Origin of the sequence: Synechococcus lacustris Maggiore-St4-Slac (assembly GCF_024345595.1) — a bacterium.
Classification (GTDB): Bacteria; Cyanobacteriota; Cyanobacteriia; order PCC-6307; family Cyanobiaceae; genus Synechococcus_D; species Synechococcus_D lacustris.
Window position 1 is genome coordinate 1 of the sequence record NZ_JAGQBK010000014.1, and the last position, 25,108, is coordinate 25,108.

General features: G+C 46.0%; 23 protein-coding genes. 5 read left to right on the forward strand and 18 right to left on the reverse strand.

Annotated elements, in window-relative coordinates; translation table 11 throughout:
* Positions 1 to 137 precede the first annotated feature (137 nt).
* Positions 138 to 629, reverse strand: coding sequence for a protein-tyrosine phosphatase family protein (locus KBY68_RS09790; RefSeq protein ID WP_106500579.1), 492 nt, complete (start codon positions 627 to 629; stop codon positions 138 to 140).
* 14 nt (positions 630 to 643) lie between these two features.
* A complete protein-coding gene (locus tag KBY68_RS09795) occupies positions 644 to 1,720 on the reverse strand; it encodes an SLBB domain-containing protein (protein WP_255096993.1) in 1,077 nt (358 codons plus the stop codon).
* A gap of 117 nt (positions 1,721 to 1,837) precedes the next feature.
* Here KBY68_RS09795 and KBY68_RS09800 point away from each other — a divergent pair, with 117 nt between their 5' ends.
* Positions 1,838 to 4,222: a GumC family protein gene (locus KBY68_RS09800; protein WP_255096994.1), complete on the forward strand. Its 2,385-nt coding sequence runs from the start codon at positions 1,838 to 1,840 to the stop codon at positions 4,220 to 4,222.
* Here KBY68_RS09800 and KBY68_RS09805 read toward each other — a convergent pair.
* Positions 4,200 to 6,260, reverse strand: a complete 2,061-nt coding sequence (locus tag KBY68_RS09805; RefSeq protein ID WP_255096995.1) for a polysaccharide biosynthesis protein — start codon at positions 6,258 to 6,260, stop codon at positions 4,200 to 4,202. The two genes, KBY68_RS09800 and KBY68_RS09805, sit on opposite strands and share 23 nt — an antisense overlap.
* Before the next feature lie 116 nt (positions 6,261 to 6,376).
* Here KBY68_RS09805 and KBY68_RS09810 point away from each other — a divergent pair, with 116 nt between their 5' ends.
* Positions 6,377 to 7,516, forward strand: a complete 1,140-nt coding sequence (locus KBY68_RS09810) for a polysaccharide biosynthesis/export family protein (RefSeq protein ID WP_255096996.1) — start codon at positions 6,377 to 6,379, stop codon at positions 7,514 to 7,516.
* Positions 7,517 to 9,190 (forward strand): GumC family protein, encoded by a 1,674-nt coding sequence (locus tag KBY68_RS09815; RefSeq protein WP_255096997.1) that lies wholly within the window; start codon positions 7,517 to 7,519, stop codon positions 9,188 to 9,190. It abuts the gene before it with no gap.
* A 342-nt stretch (positions 9,191 to 9,532) separates the two neighbouring features.
* On the opposite strand, the gene KBY68_RS09820 is transcribed toward KBY68_RS09815, so the two are convergent.
* The 3 genes from KBY68_RS09820 to KBY68_RS09830 form a co-directional block, all read right to left on the reverse strand.
* The gene (locus tag KBY68_RS09820) at positions 9,533 to 9,745 is read right to left on the reverse strand and encodes a hypothetical protein (protein ID WP_255096998.1); all 213 of its coding nucleotides are present in this window, start codon (positions 9,743 to 9,745) and stop codon (positions 9,533 to 9,535) included.
* A complete protein-coding gene (locus tag KBY68_RS09825) occupies positions 9,742 to 10,134 on the reverse strand; it encodes a hypothetical protein (RefSeq protein WP_255096999.1) in 393 nt (130 codons plus the stop codon). Before KBY68_RS09825 ends, KBY68_RS09820 begins: the two co-directional genes overlap by 4 nt.
* Positions 10,135 to 10,282: 148 nt before the next feature.
* Positions 10,283 to 10,501, reverse strand: a complete 219-nt coding sequence (locus KBY68_RS09830; protein WP_255097000.1) for a hypothetical protein — start codon at positions 10,499 to 10,501, stop codon at positions 10,283 to 10,285.
* Between the two features lie 637 nt (positions 10,502 to 11,138).
* Here KBY68_RS09830 and KBY68_RS09835 point away from each other — a divergent pair.
* Entirely contained in the window at positions 11,139 to 11,564 is a 426-nt protein-coding gene (locus KBY68_RS09835) for a nucleotidyltransferase substrate binding protein (RefSeq protein ID WP_255097001.1), read from the forward strand.
* Positions 11,561 to 11,899: a nucleotidyltransferase domain-containing protein gene (locus KBY68_RS09840; protein ID WP_106501046.1), complete on the forward strand. Its 339-nt coding sequence runs from the start codon at positions 11,561 to 11,563 to the stop codon at positions 11,897 to 11,899. The genes KBY68_RS09835 and KBY68_RS09840 overlap by 4 nt, the downstream gene beginning before the upstream one ends.
* Before the next feature lie 361 nt (positions 11,900 to 12,260).
* On the opposite strand, the gene KBY68_RS09845 is transcribed toward KBY68_RS09840, so the two are convergent.
* From KBY68_RS09845 to KBY68_RS09900, 12 genes are all read right to left on the reverse strand, one after another.
* Positions 12,261 to 12,581, reverse strand: a complete 321-nt coding sequence (locus KBY68_RS09845) for a hypothetical protein (RefSeq protein WP_255097002.1) — start codon at positions 12,579 to 12,581, stop codon at positions 12,261 to 12,263.
* A gap of 522 nt (positions 12,582 to 13,103) precedes the next feature.
* Complete coding sequence (locus KBY68_RS09850) at positions 13,104 to 14,042, reverse strand: MraY family glycosyltransferase (protein ID WP_255097003.1); 939 nt, start codon at positions 14,040 to 14,042, stop codon at positions 13,104 to 13,106.
* The gene (locus KBY68_RS09855) at positions 14,039 to 15,001 is read right to left on the reverse strand and encodes an NAD-dependent epimerase/dehydratase family protein (protein ID WP_255097004.1); all 963 of its coding nucleotides are present in this window, start codon (positions 14,999 to 15,001) and stop codon (positions 14,039 to 14,041) included. The genes KBY68_RS09850 and KBY68_RS09855 overlap by 4 nt, the downstream gene beginning before the upstream one ends.
* A 2-nt stretch (positions 15,002 to 15,003) precedes the next feature.
* Entirely contained in the window at positions 15,004 to 16,134 is a 1,131-nt protein-coding gene (locus KBY68_RS09860) for a glycosyltransferase family 4 protein (RefSeq protein ID WP_255097005.1), read from the reverse strand.
* Positions 16,135 to 16,148: 14 nt separating this feature from the next.
* On the reverse strand, positions 16,149 to 17,339 hold the full coding sequence (locus KBY68_RS09865; protein WP_255097006.1) for a hypothetical protein: 1,191 nt from the start codon (positions 17,337 to 17,339) through the stop codon (positions 16,149 to 16,151).
* 37 nt (positions 17,340 to 17,376) lie between these two features.
* The gene (locus tag KBY68_RS09870; protein WP_255097007.1) at positions 17,377 to 18,213 is read right to left on the reverse strand and encodes a class I SAM-dependent methyltransferase; all 837 of its coding nucleotides are present in this window, start codon (positions 18,211 to 18,213) and stop codon (positions 17,377 to 17,379) included.
* A 6-nt stretch (positions 18,214 to 18,219) separates the two neighbouring features.
* Positions 18,220 to 20,193 carry an asparagine synthase (glutamine-hydrolyzing) gene (gene asnB / locus KBY68_RS09875; RefSeq protein ID WP_255097008.1) on the reverse strand — a complete coding sequence of 658 codons (1,974 nt, stop codon included), beginning with the start codon at positions 20,191 to 20,193 and terminating at the stop codon, positions 18,220 to 18,222.
* A complete protein-coding gene (locus KBY68_RS09880; RefSeq protein ID WP_255097009.1) occupies positions 20,165 to 21,043 on the reverse strand; it encodes a hypothetical protein in 879 nt (292 codons plus the stop codon). Before KBY68_RS09880 ends, asnB begins: the two co-directional genes overlap by 29 nt.
* 777 nt (positions 21,044 to 21,820) lie before the next feature.
* Positions 21,821 to 23,005 (reverse strand): N-acetyl sugar amidotransferase, encoded by a 1,185-nt coding sequence (locus KBY68_RS09885; RefSeq protein WP_255097010.1) that lies wholly within the window; start codon positions 23,003 to 23,005, stop codon positions 21,821 to 21,823.
* On the reverse strand, positions 23,002 to 23,769 hold the full coding sequence (locus KBY68_RS09890; RefSeq protein WP_255097011.1) for an AglZ/HisF2 family acetamidino modification protein: 768 nt from the start codon (positions 23,767 to 23,769) through the stop codon (positions 23,002 to 23,004). Before KBY68_RS09890 ends, KBY68_RS09885 begins: the two co-directional genes overlap by 4 nt.
* Before the next feature lie 3 nt (positions 23,770 to 23,772).
* Entirely contained in the window at positions 23,773 to 24,387 is a 615-nt protein-coding gene (gene hisH, locus KBY68_RS09895) for an imidazole glycerol phosphate synthase subunit HisH (RefSeq protein ID WP_255097012.1), read from the reverse strand.
* Positions 24,384 to 24,821 carry a hypothetical protein gene (locus KBY68_RS09900; protein WP_255097013.1) on the reverse strand — a complete coding sequence of 146 codons (438 nt, stop codon included), beginning with the start codon at positions 24,819 to 24,821 and terminating at the stop codon, positions 24,384 to 24,386. Before KBY68_RS09900 ends, hisH begins: the two co-directional genes overlap by 4 nt.
* Positions 24,822 to 25,108: the final 287 nt, after the last annotated feature.

Below are 25,108 nucleotides of genomic sequence, written 5' to 3' on the forward strand. Positions count from 1 at the left end.
AGGGGGAAGCGGAACAAGCACTGGTTGCTTAATTGGGCCGGATTTAAAATCCTCAAACATTGCTTGATTAAGCTTCGCATGAGGAAGGAGAAGCAAAGCAAGCCAAATAAAAACTGCCGAGAACAATAACCAACGAATCACGGTTTCAAACTATTGAGTAAAGCTAGCTGCTGAGGCAGAGGATTAGTGCCAGGGTGCACCTGTTGCATATAATCCAAAGCGGCTAAGGGCGAAATTCCTTTGCGTTGTAGCAAAATTGCCATGCACACCAGGGGGGAACGTTCAACTGCTGCCACACAGTGCACGTATAGGGGTGGCGCATTAAATAGGGCCTGTTCAGCTAAAACTAAAGCTTGCTGCAATTCAGAGATAGTGGGGGCCCTACCGCTGCGGTGGTCGGGCAAAACAAAATTCAAATAGTTAAATTTATTTTGAAGCTCAACAATCAGCCCAGGCTCTTGATTGCTTACTTCAGCAGGAGCACACAGGCTGAGTATTGATCTGAAACCAGCATTACTGAGGCGGTCGATGTGTCTATGGGCCCTAGGTGCAGGGCCAACAGCTAATAAACCATTTAATATCCAGCTAAAATGAAATCGAACGGATGGTTTAACGAGAGCTTTATTCATTGCAACAAAATAAATTAATTCGTGCCCAGCAATCTGATCAACGTAAATATACTCGCAAGGCTTGTTAAGGGGCCGCCAACGGCATTGATGGCATCTGCAGTGGTGCCATAAATACTGCGATTAACCACTACGGTGTCGCCATCTCGCAGAGGGGGGTTTGATGCACTTGAAACACCCTGGCTATAATTAACAGAAAAAACCTGGCGGGTTGCTGTTCCATCGCGATTTATACGAACTAATTCAACATTACTTTTATTGGCCCTGAAATCACTTGGCCCACCAGCAGCCAAAACAGCTTGCACTAGCGGTGTGTTAGCCGGCAATTCCTGTTTACCAGGAGTTTTAACTTCTCCCACAACAAACACTCGAATTTGTTTAGGTGAAAGATTATTAGCTGCCAGTTCAATCGCTTCAGCGTCTGGTGTTTCGGCCCTGCCAATACGAATGCTATCACCATCAAAAAGTAGGGGATTTTGTTTCTGATCCCCCTGCCGAACAAGGGCGAGTAGATCAAAACGGGCTTCCTTAAGTGAACCTTCAGCTCCAGGCAATTTGCGCTGAATACTTACTTTACTCAGATCAGCATTATAGGTAATTCCACCTGCCTTTTGGATGGCATCAACAAGGGTTGGCAAGCCACTCACATTAACTGCTTGGCTAGACCCTGTGGTGCTAACTGTTTCGCTAGTAGTTAGGGAATACAAACCAGGACGTTCAATCTCGCCAACCAATGCCACACGGATTGGCCTAGGCCGCACCACCTTTAGCTGCAGATCCGGGCGCAGGAGTTGCTTACCGTAGAGTTGGGTTAGGTAGTTGGTAGCCTGATTAAGGGTTAAACCTGATAAACGCACACTACCCAGAAGAGCAAGCGAACTGCTGCCATCGTTTAAGATTTCTAGAATGCCTGAAAGCTCGGGAGCATCCAAAAGTTTAAGTTCAACCTGATCCCCAGCCCCGAGAATGTAGGAATCAAATTGAGGTAGAGGGGCAGCTTGCGCCAGCTGAAGGGTTGTAGCGAGGAGTAGTGAAAACAAAATTCCCCAACAATTAGAAAGAAAATTAAACAGGGACGGTGCTTTAACCGCCACGCCTGATCATACTTGTATGGTGCGCTACAGTTAGGATAATGTGCCAGTAAGAAAGCTGTGTCAAATTTAATTCCTGCCCCAGGGCATTCGCCAATTCTGGCAAGTTCAATTCAGCCCGTGCAGGTTCGGGAACTGAACAACACAGCAGTCGGCGATGAAATCGATCTAAGGGAACTTTGGAGAGCACTAAAAAGGCGCAAACGAGTGGTGGGCGCCACATTTGTTGCAATTTTAATACTTAGCGGCTGCTACACCGCCTACCAAAGAATATTTAGACCTGTATATGAAGGTAGTTTTCAGCTCCTGATTACCGATCCAATTAGTGATGAGAACAGGGGTGCCACAGGTGGTGGAGAAATAGTAAGTAATTCAATGATTGAATCCCTTGCTAGGAACAGCACAAAAAGTGATATACCAACGTTAATAGAAGTATTACGCAGCCCTATGCTCCTTTCTACAATAGCCTCACGTTTTGATACAAAAACTGCAGCATTATCTAACCAAATAACAATAAAAACTGGCGGCAGCAAACAGATGGAAGCCGAAGGAGTTTTAACTGTAACCCTAACTGATAGAGAGCCGGCGAGGGCCAGTGAAATTTTGAAAGCCCTAAAAACAGATTATCTTGGTTATTCATTAAAACAACGCCAGCAGCGGCTCAATGATGGTTTGCGTTTTCTTGATCGCCAAGCACCGGCCCTACAAGCAAAAACAGGTGAATTACAAGCTCAGGTAGCTTTGTTTCGTCAAAAAAACAATCAGCTATTACCAACGGAAGAAGGTGCCTCGCAAAAACAAAAGATAGCTGGCATTGAAGATCAATTAAGGCTTCTACAAGTTGAAGAGTTGCGCCTACTAAGCATGCGTAAATCAATCGAGGCTGGCCGGTTAACAGCTCGCAGTTTTCAAGATAATGCTGGTGGATCAAGCGGAGCCGGTGGAGCTAATCAAGGCGTAAATGTTACCGTTGCCAATCCTTCACTGCTGGAGCAACTTACTAAAGTTGAGGAGCAATTAGCAGAAGCGAGGGCAAAATTTAGAGCTGAATCACCAACAGTTCGCAGTTTAACAGCCCGAAGAGACCAACTCCTACCACTACTTAAAGGCAAAGAGCTAGATGCTGTTGATGCCGCCTTAGCAATGAATAATACTAAAATTGCAGCAGTGCAAAATCAAGAAAAAACGCTCACTCGCGAATTTCAAAAGCAACCACAACTTATCAAGCAATATGAAGCCTTAAACCAAAAATTGAGCATTGCGCAAGAAAATCTAGCCGGATTTATTAAAGCCCGAGAAAATTTTCAACTTGAAATAGCGCAGCGAACCGTGCCATGGCAGGTTATCGCCCCAGCTGAAATAAATCCAAATCCAGTAAAACCAAGCATCCCGCGTAACTTAGCCCTTGGCGCAGTATTGGGATTAGTTGCAGGTGCAGCCGCTGGTTTATTGCGGGATCGCATGGACCATGTATTTCATCATCCAGGGGAAGTACAACAGGAATTACAACTACCCCTATTGGGACACATCCCCCACGTTGAATTCTTTGCTGGTGTGCGTGAAGAAAAACGATTTCTGCTTGAAGAATTAGATAGCCTTGGCAGCGCCAATGATAAAAGCACAACCGCCGCTGATGCCCAAGCAAAAAATGCTGAATTCACTGGCTATCAACGCTTTTTTTATCAGGAAGCTTTTCGTAATTTATTCTCGAGTTTGAGATTCCTTAACAGTGACCGCCCCATACGCAGCATCGCTATCACCAGTTCACTGCCAACGGAAGGGAAAAGCTTAGTAAATATTCTTCTCGCAAAAACTATTAGTGAAATGGGTCAACGAGTTTTATTGATAGATGCTGATCTTAGGAAGCCACAATTACATCACCGTTTAGGTCAAGATAATATTCAGGGATTGAGTAATCTACTTACAGATGATGGTAATCTGCATTGGCGCCAAGCAATTCAGCCTGTTAAAGGTAGAGATAACTGGTCGGTAATCACCGCCGGAAGGAGGCCGCCAGATCCAGCCCGTTTATTGAGCAGCCACAGGATGGGTGCTTTGATAAATGATTTAGCAAATAGCGGCGAATTCGATCTTATTATTTACGATACACCTCCAGTATTAGGTTTAGCCGATGCAATGTTAGTTGCTGAACATCTAGATGGAATAATATTACTTGTTAGCTTAGCTCGTGTTGATAGAGGCTTACCTAAGGAATCAATCCAGCGCATCTGCACAGCTGGAGCACCTTTACTAGGTATTGTTACCAATGCTGTTAAAAAAGAAAGCCGCTCTGCCTCTGCTTACGGTTACGGTTACGGTTACGGTTACGGTAAGTATGGCTATGGAGCCTATGATGCTGGCCATGCTTATAATTATTACTCAAATGATGATTCAAATATCTCTGGCGCAAAAGTTGCCGAGGATAAATCAAGCGTTAATGGTAAGAATGGTCAGCAAACTGCCACCAACCTAAAGCGTAAAATTATGGGTTGGCTTGATGGATAAGATCAAGGCTTGGCTGATATTCGGGCACGATGCGGGCCAAAAGCAATTTGGCTGCTTGATCATCTTGGCTTGCAATTATGGAGTTTAATTGCAGCAAGAGCTGATCTAATTGATCGGCAGACATAAATTGCTCCCTTGCTTGGCGAATTAAGGGGTGTGATGTTTCTTGATCATTGGCATTTATCAGTAGTTCTTCATAGAGCTTTTCACCGGGCCTAAGGCCCGTGAATTGCAATTCGATTTCACCATTTGGATTATTTGCATCTTTCACACTACAGCCTGAAAGTTGAATCATTTGACGGGCCAAATCAGCAATCCGTACCGGTTCACCCATATCAAGCACAAAAACTTCACCGCCCCTTGCCATAGCACTTGCTTGCAACACCAATTGCACCGCTTCTGGGATCGTCATAAAAAAGCGGGTAATTTCAGGATCGGTAACAGTTACGGGGCCACCAGCGGCAATTTGCTGGCGAAATAGGGGCACCACAGAGCCGGAGGAACCGAGCACATTACCAAAACGCACCATTGAACATTTAGGGCCATGGCCGCAATCATTAATTTGAGCTGCCGCATTTTGCACCAACATTTCACAAACTCGCTTGCTGGCACCCATGGCATTGGTTGGCCTAACGGCCTTATCGGTGGAGATCAATGTGAAGCGTTCAAGGCCGCAATTACGGGCAGCGGCAAGCGCAGCAGTGGTGCTGCCTAAATTATTAGCCAAAGCAGCACAAACATTCGCTTCAACTAATGGCACATGCTTATAGGCAGCCGCATGGATTAGCCCATCCACTCCATGGTTACGGCAAAGGTTTTCAAGTATTGTTTGATCAGCTGCATCGGCAAGCACCGGAAGCAATAATTGGGTATTTGATGCTTGAGTATTTGATGGATTAGTGTTTACTGAAGTATTAATAAGTTGAATTAGTTCTTGATGGATTGTGTATAGGGCATATTCAGAGCGATCAAGCAGTAATAATTTATGGGCACCTAAAGCAAGCACTTGGCGGCATAGTTCACTGCCGATGCTGCCACCTGCGCCGGTGATAAGGATTGTTTTATCTTTTACGGCTGCTTCCAATAAACCATTTATAGGTGTTGATGGTTCACGGCCAAGTAAGTCTTCAATGGCCACTGTTCGCAATTCACTTACCCGAAGGCGGCCACTGGCTAAATCAGCTAAAGAGGGCATCGTTAGCACTTCAAGGCCCATGGCACGGAACCTGGTGGCTAATTCCCGCCTACGGCTACGCACAGCCGATGGCAAGGCCAATAACACCTGCTTGATGCTGTGGTTAATGATTAGTTCTGGTATTAATTCAGGGTTATGAACTTCTAGCCGTTGCAAACGCCTGTACCAAAGGGCGGGGTCGTCGTCTACGGCAGCAACAACATTAAAACGGGCATCAAGTTGTAATTCCTGCAACAGGCGATGGCCTGCTTCCCCAGCGCCATAGATCAAGGTTGCTATGCCGGTTGGCGTTGCCCCCTGAAGCAATTGCTGTAAACGTTCAAGGCGTAGCCGCAATAAATCGCGGGCCAAAATGCGGCTCACAATCAAGCCAGCGGTAATCAAACCCCAAAACAACAACCAAAAAGAACGGGGCGGTTGAATAAAACCAAACAAGGATGTGTATGCAAATAGCAAAACAACAATCAGGCCAGTGCGAGGTAGCAAGCCGTATAAGGAAAAGCTACCGGTGGTGCGGGTTAAACCTCGATACCAACGGCTTAAAACAAGTGTGGCTAATCCCAAAAGCCAGAGGGGCAGCAGCAAAGGCAAAGCTTGCTGAAACTGAAGCGGCCAGAGTTGATTGAGGCGCAAGGCAAAGGCGGCCCAAAAGCCAATTAGCAATACAAATGCATCACAGCTAAGCATTAATAAACGCCTAGGGATCAAAGTGCGATCCGCCCTTAAGGATCTGAGCCGCGCCTTAAAAGCACCAGGAATAAGAAAATTTCTTACCATGGCTTGGAATATATAACGGTTGGTAGCAGCAGAGGTTTTTTTAATTGAAAGATGCAGATTTTGCATAAAACCCCAGTGTGGGCCATTTCACAAAGCTCACCCCCCCCTAGGGGTTAAACCAGTTCAAGACTGTAAATTAAAACGATTCGCATATCGATGTGCATAGGCTTTTAGCAACTGCAGTGGCGCTGCCTTTGCTGGCGGGGCAGCTATGTGGGGGCTTTGCCCTGGCTCAACCAGCAAAGGGAAGCGGCGTAATAAACATTGAACAGCGCCGCCAGGTTCGTTACGACAGCTATGTGCTTGGCCCCGGTGATGGCTTACAAATTGAAGTGATAGACATTCCTGAACTAAGCGGTACCTATTCAATTGGCCCCGACGGCACCCTATATCTGCCCCGGCTGAGGGCTGTTTATGCAAGTGGGCTCACAATTGAAACATTACGCAGCTTTTTAACTCAGCAATACACAGCTTTTGTAAAAAGGCCAAGGCTTTATGTAAGACCTGTGGCCTATCGTCCGATCCGTGTATATGTGGGCGGCGAAGTTAAAAGACCTGGTTATTACCAATTGAGTGGTGTAACAGGTTCTTTCCAGCAACCGGGCAATGTTAGCAACCAAGGCAGTAAATCTAATTTAGATAACTTGTCCATCGCAGAAGCGCAAAGCGGAAACCTTGCCTCAAGCCCATTTAGTCAAACTGCATTGCCCACAGTATTTGATGCGCTTCGCAATGCCCAAGGGTTAACACCTTTTTCAGACCTGCGCAAGGTTAGTGTTACCCGTAAGTTGCCTGAAGATGAAGGGGGAGGCAAAGTGCGAACAGAGTTAAATTTCCTTGGTGTTATCACCAATGGTGATGAAAGCCAAAACCTTAGATTATTTGATGGTGATGTGGTGGTGGTAGCCAAAAGCGATGAAATCCTTAGGGATCAATTGCTTAAGGCAGGTCAAACCAACATAAGCCCACAATTCGTGCAGGTATTTGTGAGCGGTAGGGTAAAACAACCGGGGCCGCAAATCCTTCCCCAAGCAAGCACCTTAAACCAGGCTTTAATCAGTGCTGGCGGTCCGAAATTTTTAAAAGGAAAGGTTGAATTCGTTCGTTTTACCCGCGAGGGGGAAGTAGATAGAAGAATATTCAACTACAATCCTGGTGCAGCTGCCGAAAACTTCTCTAATCCAGTATTAATGGCAGGTGATATAATTCGTGTTAATGAATCTGTGCTAACCGGCACATTGAATGTAATCGATGAAGTAACAACGCCATTTGCTGGCGTTTTCGGAACCTATGCGCTAATCAAAGGAGTTGGTGGTTTCTAAATGAATCAAAACATGAATCAGATCTCCACCACCCTCGAAAGCAATAACGACGAGATTGATCTGCGCCAACTAGCAGGTTCATTGAAACGTAAATGGAAAATAATTGCTGGCGTTACAGTGGCGTGCATATTATTATCCGCTTTAAAAACACTAACAACCAAACCAACCTGGGAGGGTAGATTTGATATTGTTTTAAAGCAACCGGAAAGCAATTCATCTGTTAAGGCACAATTACTTGCTAGCAATCCAGCCTTAGGTGCTTTTATTGGAGGCGGTGGCAGCGCAAGTGAATTAGAAACCCAGGTTGAAATTTTAAATAGCACCTCAGTTTTAAATCCGATTTTCCAATATGTGAGATCGCAAAAGCCAGCTAATGAAACTAAAAATCTTAGTTTTGACGACTGGGTGAAAGGTGCCTTAGAAATTAAATTAAAAAAAGGAACCAGCGTATTAAATGTTGCCTATCGCGATAGTGATGAACCATTAATCATGCCGGTTTTACAAAAAGTTAGCCGCGCCTATCAACTCTATAGTGGCAAAGATCGCCGCCGGGGCCTACAGCAGGGTATTGGTTATCTTGGAATTCAAGTTAATATCTACAGGCAAAGGGCTTTAGAAGCCCTAAAAACAGCTCAAACCTTTGCCATCGAGAATGATCTCACTGCAATCAACGATAACACAATTAAGAGTGATTTAAATTTAGAAAGTCAAAGGGCTGGAGCCGCCGCAAAAGTTAGATCCCTAAAGCAACAAATTGGTTTATTAAACCGCTCTGCTGACACTGTTCTTTACCAAGGTTTAAGCGTTCCTGCTCTAACAGGTCAAACCAGTTTATTTGCAGAATTAAAGGGTGTGGAAAGTGCTATAGCCAAACAGAGCGTTCGTTTCACAGATCAAGATGAAACAATTAGAAAACTTAAAGAGCAACGTAAATTACTCATTGGCTACATAAACCGAGAAACTGCAGATGTGCTTAAGGCGCAACTTGTTTCAGCAGAAGCTGAATTAGGTGCCTCCACAAGACCCAAAGGAGTATTACTTAAATTCCGTGATTTACAAAGAATTGCGGCTAGGGAAGAAGGTACTTTGCTAAAACTAGAAGAAAGCTATCGCGGCCTTCAACTTGAAGCAGCCCGCCAGGAAGATCCCTGGGAACTAATAAGCACACCAACACTGCTAGACAAACCAGTTGCTCCAAAAAAAGGTAGAAATCTTGCTTTGGGATTATTAGCTGGTTTAGTGCTTGGTAGTGGCGCTGCATTGATCATGGATCGCCGCGCCGGATTAGTTTGGAATGAAGAAGAGCTTCAAAAACTACTTGGTTTACCCATATTAACTAAATTGAATCTGGGCGCTGATGAGCTGGATTCCAATGGTGAAATTAATAACAGTTTACAACCTTTAATCCAAGGGCCGCTAGCTGGCAATAAATCAATCGCAGTATTAAGTTCGTCTAGCATTGATTCAGCCTTAGCACTTGCATTAAAACAAGAACTGGGGCAGCGCTTGCAATGGCTTGGTTTTAATGATGCCTCATCACTACATCAAGCGCGTGTATGTGAGCAATCAATAATTGCTGTTGAACTTGGTGATTGTGGCCGTGACCAACTACAACAACTCAAGCAACGCCTGCAACTACTGCAGCTAAAGCCAATCGGAATAATTATCAGTTAGTCCATAGCACTGGTTCGATTGTAATAGTATACCGATAGCGGCATACGCAAAGCAAATAAAATTTTTGATTCAGCACGCTCTATTCCGCTAACCCCAAAGGCACACCATATATGGTGTGTAAAAAGCCAAATTTAATAGGGTGCGGGGAATTTATTAATAAACCAATAGCGCCAAGCCACGGCTCGGGCATTCAGCTGCCAACGGCATACGCACAACCTGCCAGCGGTGCTCACGAGGCCACAGGCCTGAGCACCGCGGCAGGAAAAGGAAGTTCAAGCAAACCCGCCGTATTCCTCCAGCAGCGGTTGAGCTGATGGCGGAGGTGAGAAGAAGGGAACGCCATCAAACCTGGGAACTGTTTTGCAACAGGCGCACCAACATGCGGCGCTGGTGGTTTTGGCCACCAAAAAACACGGCCAGCACCTGGACTTCCCGCTGCTCAGCGCGGGGTTGAAACCAATAAACAGCAGGATCCAGAGCCAGGTGGCGAAGGCCAGGCAGGAGATCATCGTGTGATTCTCCACGCAGGGGAGCTGAGTAGCACCAATTGGTCAAGAGCCCCCACCAGCGAGTTCGGTGGCAATCAGCTGTAGGAATCTTCTGTGGAGGGGGGTGGGGTCGAGCCAGACAAGTGCTCCCGCTCGAAGCGCTCGAGCCTGGAGTTGATCTGCGCGAGCCGCGCGTTCTCGCTCTCGAGCCGTTGCAGCCTCTGCTCGATCGCGTAGCACTCCACGTCGACGTCGATCGTTGGATGCCAATTGAGCTTCTGCAATAGCCGTCGCCACGGCGGCAGCGATGCAAGGAATTCCTGCTTGCTGCGGTAGATCGAAGGAAGCGGCTCCAAGGATGTCGACATGGTCGTAACTCGTGAGCAGGGTGATCAGGGCAAGGAGCAGGCCGGCAAAAACCGTGATCCAGCCTTGACGGTCAAATCCCAAAACCACTGTAGCCAGCCCAAACCCTACACATGATAGTACAGGCACACTAGCAGGATATCCGTGGAATCACGGGTGGCCCGCCGCGCGGCCTGAAGCCCTAAACCCCACAATCCACCCGTTTGCGGGCCGGCCACATCACATTCCAGCGGCGTGCTCAAACCTGGGAACTGTTTTGCAACAGGCGCACCAACATGCGGCGCTGGTGGTTTTGGCCACCAAAAACCACGGCCAGCAGCTGGATTTCCCGCTGCTCAGCACGATCCAAAGCCAGGCAACGAAGGCCTCCGCCAGCGGTTACCAAAGCTTTGGCATAGGCATGCCGATCTTCTCGGAGAGTAAATGAACTCTTGATAACCACTTGAGCACCGTCCACACGCCTCCCCAAGTGGGCCTGAGTAGCACCAATCAGAAGAGTGCATAACTGTTAGAGCCTGCTCCCAGTTAGGAGAGAAGGGGCTAATCCAGCCGAATGGTTTTTGATCTAATTCCGGTTTCAGGCCCAGTGCCTGTGCAGCAATGTGCATCGCATGATCAAAGCCAGCCAGCCTGAGCTTCATCCCAAGGGCGCTGTGAGTTTCGGTGAACAGCCAGTCGCCGCTGATCAGGGGTTCGCGTGATTGCGCAAACCAGTTAAGGGCGCGCGAACTGCTTTCTTCCGGTGTTAGCAGAGCCACCACCACGCTGGTATCGAGATAAATCATCCACGGATCTGCATCACCAGCGTTCACCGCTACGGCATTCCTCTATTATGGAAGGGGTAATGGGCATGGTGGCCTGAAGCTGGCGTAAATCAGTTCTGTTGCTGTTCAGCGGCCAGCTCGATGGCAATGAGGCTGAGGAATCGCCGGTAGAGTCTGCACTTTCATATCTACTGTTGGATGCCAACTTAAGTTCGCCAGCTGGTAATGGAAAGGAAGTGACGAATCCGGAGTTAAAGATATGATCTTGGATAACTAAAAGAGGAAAAGTCCACGCCTGCATAAGCTGGTGCAGCTGCAAATCTGAGTCCCATGACCAACAGGGATGTCCGTTGGCTGCAACGGCTCGAGAACTATTGCAGAGCGTTAGCCGCCCTGCAAAGGGCCATTGCGATTGCAAACCAACGAGCCCTATCAGAGCTAGAGGAGCAGGGCCTGATACAAGCCTTTGAGTTCACCCACGAGCTCAGCTGGCTGCTCTTAAAAGACTATCTGGCCGATCAGGGCGTAAGCGGTATAAGCGGGTCTAGAGATGCCGTGCGAGAAGCGATGGTGCGCGAGTTGCTGCCGGTTGGAACGGAGGAAACCTGGATGGCCATGATTCGCAGTCGAAACCTCACGAGCCACACCTACAACCCTGAACTGGCGCACGAGATCGCCTCATTGATACAACAAACTTACATTTTTGCTCTCACAGCGCTGCAACGGGAACTGCAGGCCAGGGCAGAGCGGCGATGACCAGCGCACCCGAACCACCTGCTGCCGTGATCCCGGGCATTAGCGCCGTTAACAGCCAGACGATCTTGGCGCGGTTGGCGCAGCACCCCGACCTAGACGCGGTGGTGCTTTACGGCTCCAGAGCGTTGGGTCGTCACCGCCCTGGCTCCGACATCGATCTCTGCCTGCAGGCTCCCTCGATGACGCTGGGCCAACTACTGAAACTAGGGGCAGCTCTCGACGACCTGCTGTTGCCGTGGCCGATCGACCTGCAGCTGCGGCATGTGATCCAGCATCAGCCACTGCTCGATCACATCGACCGAGTGGGGCTGCGCCTTTGGTGTCGCCCGGATTAGCCATGAGCCTCCCCCGTTTTCAAGGACAGTATTTAGAGAGTTGCTGGGTTAGATCGACGAAAGCGGCTCTAAGGATGTCGACTTAGGAATAGCCCGCAAAGAACGTAATCAGGCCAACCCCAGGTGCTCACCTTGCCGGAGGCGAAAACCATGGATCGCCATCAAATCTTGGAACTGTTTTGCAACAGGTGCACCAACATGCGGCGCTGGTGGCTTTGGCCACCAAAGAACACGGCCGGCACCTGGATTACCCGCTGCTCAGGGCGGGGGCGAAACCTGAGCCATACCCATTTTTATGGGCATTTGCTTAGGCAATTTGCTGCCAAATCAGTTCTGTTGCTGTTCAGCGGCCAGTTCATAGCTATGAGGCTGAGGAATCGCCGGTGGAGAGGGCTTGGTTCAAGCTGGAAAAGTGCTCCTGCTCGAAGCGATCGAGCCTGGAGTTGATGGCGGCGAGCCGCGCGTTCTCTTTCTTCAGCTGCTCGGTTTCGTTCATTATCTGCGCGTTCTCTTTCCTCAGCTGTTTTGTACTTTGCTCGAGCGCGTAGCTCTGCACTTTCATATCTACTGTTGGATGCCAATTTAAGTTCGCCAGCTGCCGCCGCCAGGGCGATAAAGATGCAAGGAATTCCTGCTTGCTGCGGTAATGGGAAGGAAGTGGCGAATCCGGGGATAAAGACATGGTTGTAACTACTAAAAAGTGTGATCAATGCCAAAAGGATGGCAGCTGCAAAGGCGATCCAGGCCTGGGGATCTAACAATCTCAATTTAACGGCCCCAAACCAAACGCAGGCTCAATAATACACCTGTACTGCGCAAGGCAAGCTTACTTATCAGCATATAATTATATGCTGATAAGCGCATATATGAGGTAAATAAATTAATTAATAAACCAATGGCGCCAGAAGCCACGGCTCTGGCCCTCAGCTGGCAACGGCATACGCACAACCTGCCGGCAAGGGGTGATCAGGCGAATGGACTGACGGCAGAGACGTCATCTTTCCTGACAGCTACCGAGGCCCTGCTGCAACACAGCACTCACGGATGAGAAGCTTTGGCAAAGGCATGCTGATCTTCGCGGAGAGAAACCGAACTCTTGATAACCACTCGAGCACCGTCCACACGCATTCCTAAGTGTTACTGAGTAACACCACTCAGGCAAGCCGACGCAGAGAAAACCCACAACCTGATCACCACTGGGCGATCAACTCTTGGAAGCCACCGCAAAGGGAACAGCCACCCGCTGATCAAGCCACACGCCAATCAACAGCACAGCCAGCGCAAAACCAATAACCCAAGCCAAACCACCAGCTAGCTGTGCAATAGCAAGAAGAGCAGTGGCAGCGATATAGAGGCTTGATACATGGGCATGACACCAACCGGCTTGATGCAAACGCTGAAATAGATGTAAACGATGGGCCTGGAATATGCGCTGGCCAGCAAACAAGCGGCGGGGTACGCAAAGGCAGGCATCAGCCAAAAGGGGAGTGGCTACGAGCAAAAGAGCAAGGGCAGCAGAAAAACTGGTTTGCTGTAGCACTACACCAGCAAAAACAGCACCAAGGAAGGTGCTACCCACATCACCCATAAATACCTTGGCGGGGCTCCAATTCCAAAGCAAAAAACCAAGCAAGGCACCCACTAGGGGCCAAAGACCTGCCACAGCAAAAAGCACAGCCATGCAACCGGCCACTAGGCCATCAAGGCCATCCATGAAATTAGTGAAATTGATCACGGCGGTGGCAGCGATCAACAGCAACAACCAAACCCAAAAACCAGGTGCTAGGGCCGATAGCGGACTAATCCAAAGCAAAAACAAAGCAGTGGCTACTTGCACGCCATAACGCAAGCTGGCGGGAAGGTTATGGCGATCATCAAGGAAACCAACAATTGCCAAAGGCAAGGCAATTAATGGCAATGCCGCTGGAAGCACAAAGCCAAAGGGGAAGGCAAAGCCACTGGCAACCAGCACAAAGGCCACACCACCACCGCGGGGAGTGGGTTGCTGATGGGAACTGCGGGCGTTGGGTTGATCTAATAACCGACGGCTTAGCAGGGGGATGAGCAGCCAGAGGGATAACCAGCTAAGCGCTGCAGCGAAAAGCGCAAGTAAGCCTGGAATTAAGAACCGTGTTGCGATCACTGGTTTGATTGCGCAAAAGCCACTGTTTGGCTGGTAAGAAACCAATCAGCCGTGATCTGTAATCCCTCTGCAGTGGAAAAGGGAGGCTGCCAATTCAACGTTTGAAAAGCGTCGCTGGGATCAATCACCAGAGATCCGGTAAGACGGCTGAATTCGGCCTGCCTGCCACTGAGGCGACCCAGAAGTGATAACAGTGAAGGGGGAACAGGCAGTAGGCGAGGCTTCGTTTTCAGGGCTAAGGCAAGCTGCTGCACCAGCTCGGGGGTGGAAAGAGGTTCAGCGTCTGCAATTAGAAAGGTTCGCCCGGCAGCAGCAGGCTGCAGGGCACAGGCAGCAAGGAAACTCACCAAATTGCCCACATAAATCAAAGAGCGCTGGTTGTGCACAGCACCTAAAGGGAGGGGAATCTGCCGCTGAACCAAACGAAGCAGGCGCAAAAAATTTGCACGTACGCCTGGGCCATATACAAGGGGAGGGCGAACAACAACCACTTCCAGACCTGTTTGGGCAGACACTTGATGGAGGGCCTGTTCAGCTTCAAGTTTGGAAATGCCGTAGGGATCGAGGGGCGCGGCAGGTGATAGCCCGTTAAAAGAGGCTCCAGAACGGGTGCCCTCACCGTTTACCTTTATAGAACTAAGAAAAATAAGACGCTTAACACCAAGCTCAGCGGCCTGGATGGCGAGCCGTTGCGTACCGGCAACGTTTACAGCACGGTAAGCAGCGAGTGGATCAGCAACTTGATCCTGCAATACGTGCACTCGCGATGCGCAGTGGATTACTACATCAACACCGCTAAGTGCATCAGACCAATCGGTGGAACTAACAATTCCTGGAATCTGAAAAGTGCCCTGAGCAAATCGACGCTGAATCAAACGTATTTGATGCCCTTCTCTGCTTAGGTGTGAGCAGAGGTGACGGCCAACAAAACCGTCGGCACCTGTAATAGCGATAAGCATAGCTAAGGATTTTCGGCTATTAATTCCGCATAGATATCAAGATGCGTTTGCACCACCTGCTTAACGTCAAACTTACGCTCAGCTAAAGCGCGACCAGCACGACCCATGGCCTTACAAAGCTCAGGATTGTCAAGTAGATGCTGTATTGCAACTTTCAAAGCATTTGAATCATGGGCTGGAACTAAAAGACCGGTAACGCCAGGATCAATCGAATCACGGCAGCCAGGTACATCTGTTGTGATTATTGGGCGAGCACATGCTGCTGCTTCAATGAGAACCTTGGGTAGGCCTTCCCGATAGGAAGGTAACACTACAATTGAAGCCTGGCCAAGAACATTGGCCATGGCATCGGAATAACCCCAGTATTCAACCCAGCGTTTCTCTACCCAAAAATCTAGTTGTGCTGGGTCTATGCAGTCGCGATTCTCTTTGTCAAACTGGCCGGCAATAACGAATCTTGCCCCAGTTAATTGACTCGCAGCATCTACAAATTCATAAATTCCTTTGCTGCTCAGCAATCGTGCTGCAAATAAGACAACGGGTATGCCTGGTGGCAAATCCGAGGGTGAGTATGAAGAAAGGCTGACACCAGAACCAGGGATAAGTAAAGTTTTGGAGAAAGGCAAAGAGCTCAGCTTGCAAAGACTGAGCCGATCATCCGGATTCTGAAAGACAACTCGTATTCCATCGTGGAAAAGCGCAAGCCTGTACAAAGAACCAATGATTAATCTGCGAAGCGAAGCCTTTGAACCCTTGGCGATAAATATATAGCCAAGTCCAGAAACAGATGCAACTATTCTGCTCAACCCGAGCAAGCGTGCTGCAATTCCACCAAGTAGAACAGGCTTGATTGTTACGAGGTGAATTACTTTTGGGCGAACTCGAAGACAGACAGTTAATATATCAAAAAATGTACGTAGTGATCCAAGCAAACTTGTGTCTTTCCGCTCCAAATGAATAGGATGAAGAATCAAGCCATGAACATCAAAAAGATGCGCGCAATCCGTTATCCCGGTTGCCACGTGCACTTCATACCCAGCTGATCGAGCACCTGAAGCAATGGGGAGACGATGAGAAAGAAAAAACCAATCAACATTAACAACGTATAAAAGTTTTGGTGGATTTAAAGCCATTCTGAACTCAACTCCTAGATACTTTTAAAAGACCGAGTCTCTGCTTCATGAGGCCCAACATTAAGATACATGGATGATTTAGGTGCACGACAAGCAAGGGCAAAAGAGACATATAGTATCATTGGCAAAAACATCCACTTCTGTCGAATAGAGATACCTAGATTTGCTGTGGTTGTAGCAAACACAAGCCAACTGATCGTGATGTATACGTACATAAATGTCGGAGATGATTTAACTGGGAGACGTCTGCCCCGCAGGAACCCAGTAAGTCCAAAAACGAATATTAACAAAAGCACAAAATTATCAATCGCAGCTGCAAAAGAAAAAAGAGAATTGACATCAAAAAAAGCGGGCCTTAAGATATAACTCAGTAGCTGACTTGGCAGCGGCATGGTGCTTATGTCAATAGAACCACCGCCGTGCTGATTGTATGATTGTTTTAGCTCTATGTAAGCAGAAGCATCCTCAAAGTCTTTAATATCTCCAATGCTCACATACTCAGAAACCAGAGGAAACAACAACCTAGTTGCTACCAACAACATCAAAGCAAGTCCAACACGCGGAAGAAGTGGCAACTGGCGATTAAATATAGAATCCACAGTTAAAGCCAATACCATAAAAGTTGCCACATGGGGCCGCACCAGAAACATCGCCAAAATCGCCAAAATCATTAGAGGAATACGGCGACTAAGATTTAAGCTAGCCCAAAGTGCCAGTACAGCAGCAGAAAATGCAAAGCTATCCTTTCCTATAGCCGAACTCCAAAAGCTCACAGAAGGGAGAAAGATCATAAGGGCTGCCAATCGCTTTAACAAAGCAGACTGTGCGTAAGTGAGCTGCTGCAGAATTGCATCAAGCCCGATAAAGCCCACCATCCCTATGATATTATAAACAAGAAAACAGGAGAGATAGGATAGTTGAAGGGGGCTTGCCAGAAAAAAAGTTAGATATTCAATAAATGAAGTCCCATATATAAATTCGGGAGGGCTTTGATTCTCAATGGAGAAATAGTAAATAGAATCACCTCCATAGGATAGTGTGAAAAAAAGATATACAATGCACCAAATAGTATGCCAAGTATAAAGGAACCAAGATCTTTTCTGAGTTTGGCCATATTGGCTGCCCAGCCATCTTGCAACCGGCAAACCAAGCCCCCAAACAAAAAGGGGAGAAAGAATATCCCAAGGTGTAGAGAAAAGATTCATGAAAATACTTTAAAGTGGGCAATTTCAAAGCAAGTGTTCATTGAATCAAGGATTTATATCCAACAACACACCAGAAAGGGACACTGTCTAAGAATTTCAAATTAACAAGACCAGCACTTGCACACATAGAAGTAATTTGAGAGCGTGTAAAACGTTTTTCTAATGGTGTTCCAAAACGATCTCGAGAATCGGTGCGCATCGTATAGAAGCTGCAATGCGCATAGGCACTTAACGGGAAGAGATCAACCTTAATCTTTAAAGCTGCACAAAAGGCCGCAAGTCGGGCCAAAGGGAAATAAACAAAGGCTGCGATTATATCCGTAGAAAAACGTTTAAGATTCGGTGGAAGGGAACATATAAGAAGCCTAACGATATTTGAAGATTTCCAAAAAAAACGAAACCATTTAGGGCGATTATCAAAAGCATAATAAAGATACAAAAGCAACGGCGCACCAGGCTTAAGTAAGCTTACGCAACTTTTTATAGCCAAAGCAGTATCCGGAACATGATGGAGTACACCTAAACTATATCCAAAATCCTGGCTTCCGGGTGTGATGCAATTATTAGAAACAGAGGCTTGATGAAAACTAACATTATGTTGAAGCTTTAAAGCTTGGCGGGCAACGGCCAGGGCGCTGGACGGATCTATGCAGTGGAGACGGCCCACGCGTGGTGCAACAAAACGTGCCCAGCGGCCGGTGCCGCAGCCCATGTCAAACCCCTCTGAGCTTTCATTAATTTTGTCCCATGGAAAAACGGAAAAATAAGCATCAAAATGTCGCTTAGCCTCTTCATGCGGCATGTCACGTTGATCAAAACGACTCCACTCATCACCAAAACTATCTACTGTTGCCTTATCAAGATTTAAAACCATGATCAATCAAATAGGAAAGTTTTTTTCATACCAAGCTTGAAACATCAATATTGTCCAAAGCTGATGGTGCCAACGGCGTTGGCCTGAGCAATGCTCATGCCAGAGCTTTCGAACAAGTTTTGCATCAAACAGACCCTCACGTTCAAGACGAGCCTCATTAAGAAGCTCCTCAGCCCAATTCTGCAAAGGCCCTGTCAGCCAATGCTCGATCGGGATACTAAAACCCATTTTGGGGCGATCGATCAAGTACTTAGGAATGTGGCGCTGTAATACCTGGCGCAGGGCCCATTTAGTTTGGCCACGGTGCAGTTTTACATCGAAAGGCAGCCGCCAAACCCACTCAATAAATGTGTGATCTAAGAAAGGGACACGTGCTTCAAGGCCAACCGACATCGACGCACGATCTACCTTAGTAAGAATATCACCTGGTAAATATGTGAGTGTATCTAGTGCCATCATCAGTTCCCGAAAGTCTACTAATGCAGGCCAATTTTGCAAGTTGGAAAGGAGACTTGAGGGTGCACGACCATCCAGAACAATGGATGATGGATCCTGAAAACAAGATACGAGCGAAAGATAGAATTCTGATCCTTCAGCATGTCCCAGAACTTCAGCCAGCTTATGCAAGCGATCACCAAGGGCTGGATAAGGTAGCTTTGACGGTAACTGATGAAGGGCTCGGTCTATGCAATGCGCAGGTGCTGCCCGAAGTGCCGATATCACTAGATGGCGAAAAGCATTAGGCAGGCGGCGCAAGTGGCGATGCAGGCGGTAACCTTGGCCATATCGATTGTAGCCGCAAAATAGTTCATCACCGCCATCACCGGAAAGGGCTACAGTGACGTGCTGACGGGTAAGGCGGCTAAGCAGCAGCGTAGGGATCTGCGAGGAATCTGCAAATGGTTCATCCCAGATCACCGGAAGCTCAGGAATTATGGCAAGGGCATCGGCAGGGCTGAGATAGAGCTCGGTATGATTAGTGCCTAAGTGATGGGCAATGGACCTGGCACTCTCAGCCTCGTTGTAGCCATTTATATCAAAGCCAATGGTGAAGGTGTTTACTGGGCGACTCGATTGGACCTTCATCAGGGCCACCACAATGGAGGAATCAAGCCCACCCGAGAGGAACGCACCTAGGGGGACATCTGCTGCTATGCGCAGGTTAATGGCTTCACTTAGGCGACCCTCCAACTCATTAATCAGCTGGGATGTGCTGTTCGTATGGCGATGTTGAGTCGCAAACTCTATTTTTTTTGTGAAATTCCAATAGCAACTAGGTTCAGAAATACTAAGTCTTTCAGCATCAATTTCCAACCAATGGGCTGGGAGAAGTTTGTAAATGCCTTGATAGATGCTGTGGGGAGCAGGTATATAGGTATGTCGCATGTAGAGACAAAGAGCATCCCGGTTGAGCCTAGGCAGCCAATGGGGGTGGGCCGCTAACGCCTTAAGTTCTGAGCCAAACAGCAATGATCCTCCAGTGAAGCCGTAATAGAGTGGTTTTTCGCCTACTCGATCACGGGCCAGAGTAAGTACGCGGCGGCTCCTATCCCAAAGAGCAAATGCAAACATGCCATTAAGCTTTTCCAGGGTGGTGGAAACTCCCCAAAGTTGTAGAGCGGCAAGAAGTGTTTCGGTATCAGAATAGCCACGCCATTTATTATTCCAACCAGCCTTAGAAATCTCTGCTCTGATATCAAGATGATTATAAATCTCACCATTAAATACCAGAACTAATCGGCTATCAGCACTTAACATCGGCTGATGGCCTGCCTCAGATATGTCTAATATTGACAGGCGCCGATGACCAAGAGAAACCCCTGAATTAATATCACACCAGCTTCCAAATCCATCAGGACCCCGTGATTCGATTGCCAACGTCATTTTGTCTACAATTATTTTAGAAGCCTTAATGGTTGATGAGATATAACCAGCAAAACCACACATCAGGTTAAGATCTTTTGGAAGATGAATTAACAAGCTTATGAAGCCATGGCTCTAATTTTTGCATCTGACTAACTTTTGTAATATATGGAGAGGAGGCTTCTCTTATCTTATTTCGTGAGACGCGTTTTAAGTATTGGCACGTTTTTAGAGCATTTTCAAAATAAGTCAATTCTAGATTAATGTAGTAAGGAAAGTTTGCTGGTAGACTTGAATCATTGTGACCAGAAAAAACTGGAAGCCCCATGGCTAGGTATTGTCTAACCTTAAGAGTTGAAGCTTCATTTAAACTTTTTCTGTGCAATGCAAGAGATCCAATTCCTGCATCGCATGAGGCTAAAGATGTCTCATATTGAGTGCCACTCAGGTATCCACAAATTTGAAATATTGAGGATAAAGTTGGGCTGTTATTAATACGCTGGCTGTCTGAGAAGTTTAGGGTGCCCACTAAAAGGATTTGAAGAGAGTATGTAAGATTATTTAGGGGGCAATCCTCTATTCGGTCAAGCAATAAGTCTAGACCATGCCATTCAGAGAAATAACTACAGGCGAATACAAGTTTAATGTTTTTAGCGTGACGATTGTCCGCCAAGATTGATTGAGCATCAAGAGATATTCCGTTTGGATAAACAGAATATGGTACGCAATTGGAGGCTCTTTGGGCTTCATATAATGCAATTTCTTTTGTTACTCCTACTATGCCTAAAGCATTGCTTAGGTATAGTCCACCCAGGATGAACTCCAAGGATGAAGCCGCTTTACCACGCCAATCATTCGAAATTAATAAAAGCTCTTCAATTTCCTTGGAGTGATGTATGGATATAATATTATGAATAAATGTAGTGAAAATAAATCCAAAGGGGTCAAACGGAGAATAACGTAACATCACTAGATCATACTTGCTTGACAGCCTCCAGACTTGCCACCAAATGTACAAGTTTCGGAAAATAATAAGCCGAAATGGAGCGGGTATCTGATGTTCAAATGATTCAACTGGCTCTGAGTAATGAAAGACAGCAGCGTCCCATTTGACAGTTTTTAATTGACTTTTTGCTAGTGATTCAAAGCATAACTGAGACCTTATTGAAGGGAAAAGTTTGCCGACGCCGGCAACATGAATTATTGATACAGTGTAATTACTGGCGTCTTGCATAGATATAAGCCTGGAGAAGTGACAGTGGAAAATTAAATTCCGACAAGATATAAGCCCTATGTGGACAATATTATTTTGGATATTCAAATTATGATTTAGCGAAGACGAGTTGCGGCTTTTAGGCTTTGGATGCTAGAAACAATATTGGCAATCTCGTATTAAGGGCACCTCGAAAAATTTAACTACGAGCGCAAACCAGCCAACAAGACTCATGTGCTGTTCAGGCCCCGCCCCTTGCGCTTATTTGGTTTACGGCAATTTTTCGTGGTGCCCTTAAGTTATTATATTTTGTCCATCTTAGGAGGCCTGTCACCCTGATTAAGTACTGATTTATAGCGTGGGAGGCTGGTGTGATTTAGATTTTAGAGTTAGTAAAAGGAGTTTCATGACTGCACATGAGGTTGGAATAAAAGTTTACATTTTAGTAAAAGAAGTTGGCTGGCTGATAGGGCATATTGACCTGCTCAGATTCTAGTTATCTAACAAAGCTTTTTGTAAAAAAAATAGAGCTTAACGTTGAAGCCACTTTTTGAGACTTGATATAAATTCTAAAGAAATAAATCTAGAAAAAAATCTAATAAATCTTGTCTCGCTTGCATAATTGTCATGCGGTATTGCAGGCCGGAGAATATATGCTTCAAGATCCATGTTGCTCCAACCCATTTTCTTCAAGAAATATGTAATATCAGACTCAAGATCATATTGCGATGGATATGGTATACCATTCAGCCCTTCAATCGCTTCCTCTCTGGTCATTTGCCCCGAAGCAACTAATGTCCCTAAATGCAATAAACGCTTGTCTACTCCGAACTTGTAAGGCAATAAATATCCTTGGTAAAATCGTGTAAAAACTGATTCATAGTGTTTAAATGGATAACGTCTGTATCTGTAACCTTTCTCTAGATCATTAAGCGCTCCAAGTTTGGTGTAAGGGAAGAAGTCTAAAAATGATATCCAGTGTATTTGGTGAATAAATTCAAAGACGATGAAGTCTAAAGTTGAGAAAGTTGGAAATGATTTAATTTTTACATTGCCAAAGCGTTTAGCAATTGCCTTTATGTTGCGTAAATCTCGCTTATACCAGTTCCATCCAGTTGGCATTGACATACCCTCTGTTGACTGGTTGGTTCCTGCAAGAATATATTTGATGCCAAATTTTTGTGCTTGATTGTAGCAGACAGATTGCATTGCATTGTCGTAAAGTAATTCAACATCGATCACGTCAGCATCAAAAAATGCTTGCATCAATGCTCGATATTCAGCCCAGTCAATGACATGAGTATACAAATCAACGCATAATTCTTTGACAAGATTGGCGATATTATTCTGTGCTAGTTCTGAATTCCAGCCATTATCCATATGAACTGCAAGAGGACGCAATCCAAGCTCAACAGCTTTCATCAATGCCCAAGAGCTATCTGCTCCACCTGAAACCCCTACTATGCAGTCATAGGGCTTACCCCTGCCAGAAGACTTGACAATTGACAAAAGAGAATTTAAGCGAAGTCTTTTGTCTTTAAGGTCTTCATGAATAACACATGATGAACGACTAAGGAATTCAGAACAAAAATTACATACTCCGTTTTCATCAAATGTAATATTTTTTGCAGATGTATCCATGACGCAGCGTGTGCATTGTTGATAATCTAAATCTATGGCGAAATTTTTCGATTGATTTTGTTTGAAGTCGCTCATTTGTTTTCTGCAAAAAGAGTATTTAGGTCAGAGTAATTAGGGTATGTAATCAGTACCGCCTTATGCGGACCATGAAATACAAAGAAGGAGCCTGCCGCAACGGCGCTAGCACCTGCTAACACTGAAGCCTTAATATCCTCCATACTTGATATTCCGCCAAGGGCAATAATTGGCACATCTACTGAAGAACTAGCTATATTGATTAAATTCAATTCAGGGCCGCTGAGTGTTCCATCCTTGTCTAACACGTTCAGGAGCACCTCGCCTGCTCCGGCTTGTACAAGCTGCTGAAGTAGAATACACCAGTCTCCAGGATGTGGTTTTCTCAATGCTGAATTAAATATTTGTATTTTTCCATTCCATTTCTTTTTTAAATCAATAGAAACAATAATACTCTGGCAGCCGAAACTATCGGCTAAATTCTTTAGGAATCCAGGATTTTCGAGGGCGGCAGATTGAACGCATATCTTTTCAATGCCCAAAGAAAATAATTTTTTAGCTTGATCAATAGTTTTAATTCCTCCGCCATAAGCAAGTGGCATAAAGCACTCACTGGCGCACTGATTAATAAGTTCGTAGTTTGGATCACGATGATGTCTGCTTGCATCAATATCTATCAACACCAGTTCGTCAACTTCCTTTTCATTGAAAATTCGAATAGTATTGATCGGGTCGCCTACATATTTATGGCTCTTGAATTTAACTGACTTCACGAGACTATCCCCCTGAAGTAAGAGAATCGGAATTACTCTGTGCTTGAGCATGGTCTAAAAGTTTAAGAATCGACTGATTAAATTTATACCAAATCGATGGCTCTTTTCGGGATGAAATTGAACGCCGAATATATTATCTTTCTGAAAAGCAGCGCAAAAGCTTCCTCCGTGGTTGGTGTTGCAAATACTTAGAGTGTCATTGTCAGGAACAACATGGTAGGAGTGAACAAAATAAAAACGTTCTTCTTTAAGTGTAATAGGTAGGAGCGGATTGCTCCGTAATGGGTCGACAGTATTCCAACCCATGTGAGGAACTTTCAACTTCAGACTAGATCTAAATTTAAACTTTTTAACACTAGCATCTATTAAGCCAAGACCTGGCTCAACACCCTCTTCACTATTACGGCAAAGTAATTGCATGCCAAGGCAAATACCTAGAAATGGGATTTTATCTTCTAATACACGCATAAGTAGTGGCTCTAGAAGGATAGAACTTTTAAGTACTTGCATGGCTGAATCGAAATGCCCGACACCTGGAAGTATAAGCTTTGAACAGTTTGCCAATCTGGGCACCGAAGATATGTAGTCTGCTTTACCTCCTGCTTTTTCAATAACTCTTTTAAGAGACCCAAAATTTCCATGGCCTATATCTAGAATCCCGACAGTCATCTTCTTAAGCTTTCCATGGGTGTGACAATATGTGAAATCCCAAACATGGAATGATCAAATGTGTTGTTAAGAATATGAATTTTAGGAATGATTGAATTAATTGTCTCCTGAAAAAGCTTCCAGCAAGATTTTTTGGCTTCAGCCAAGAAACAGGAGTGCAGAAAGCTTGCTTGTCGGCTATGCAGTAACGAGCGATTCCTTTGCTTCGATCCGCAAAATAATTCTGGGAAAATCCAGAGGGAGCTTGGCCGCTGACAGGCATAAATCCAGATGAGAAAAAAAAGAGGCGGAGCAGCCTCCGGATCTTCTTTGCGCACATCACCACAAAGGGCATGGAGATCGGGTTCTCTGCACCTTAGCCCAACCGAGTCATAATCAAATTTAGTGAATACTTCCTCTTCCCTGATCCAAAGCATCCTTCCACTTTGTTTCACCTCCGCTGGTCTGCGGTGAGCTGCTGCAGCATTTGAGCAGCAATGATTTCTGGATTCTTAGGCGGCCTCCCCAATCGCTTACCAGAAAGCCATATATATTGTTCCGAGTGCAGAAGTTGCGGTTCTTGTTATTGATATAGATGCGATCTGCGCAGATTCGCTCGGGATAGCAGCCATACTCTTGCTTGTATTTCTTGGCTTGTTGAATCAAGTCTTCGAGCTTGTTGTATATATCTTAGCTTATCACAAGTATTTTTCCAGTAATGGGACTTCAAGCCCAAAAGCAT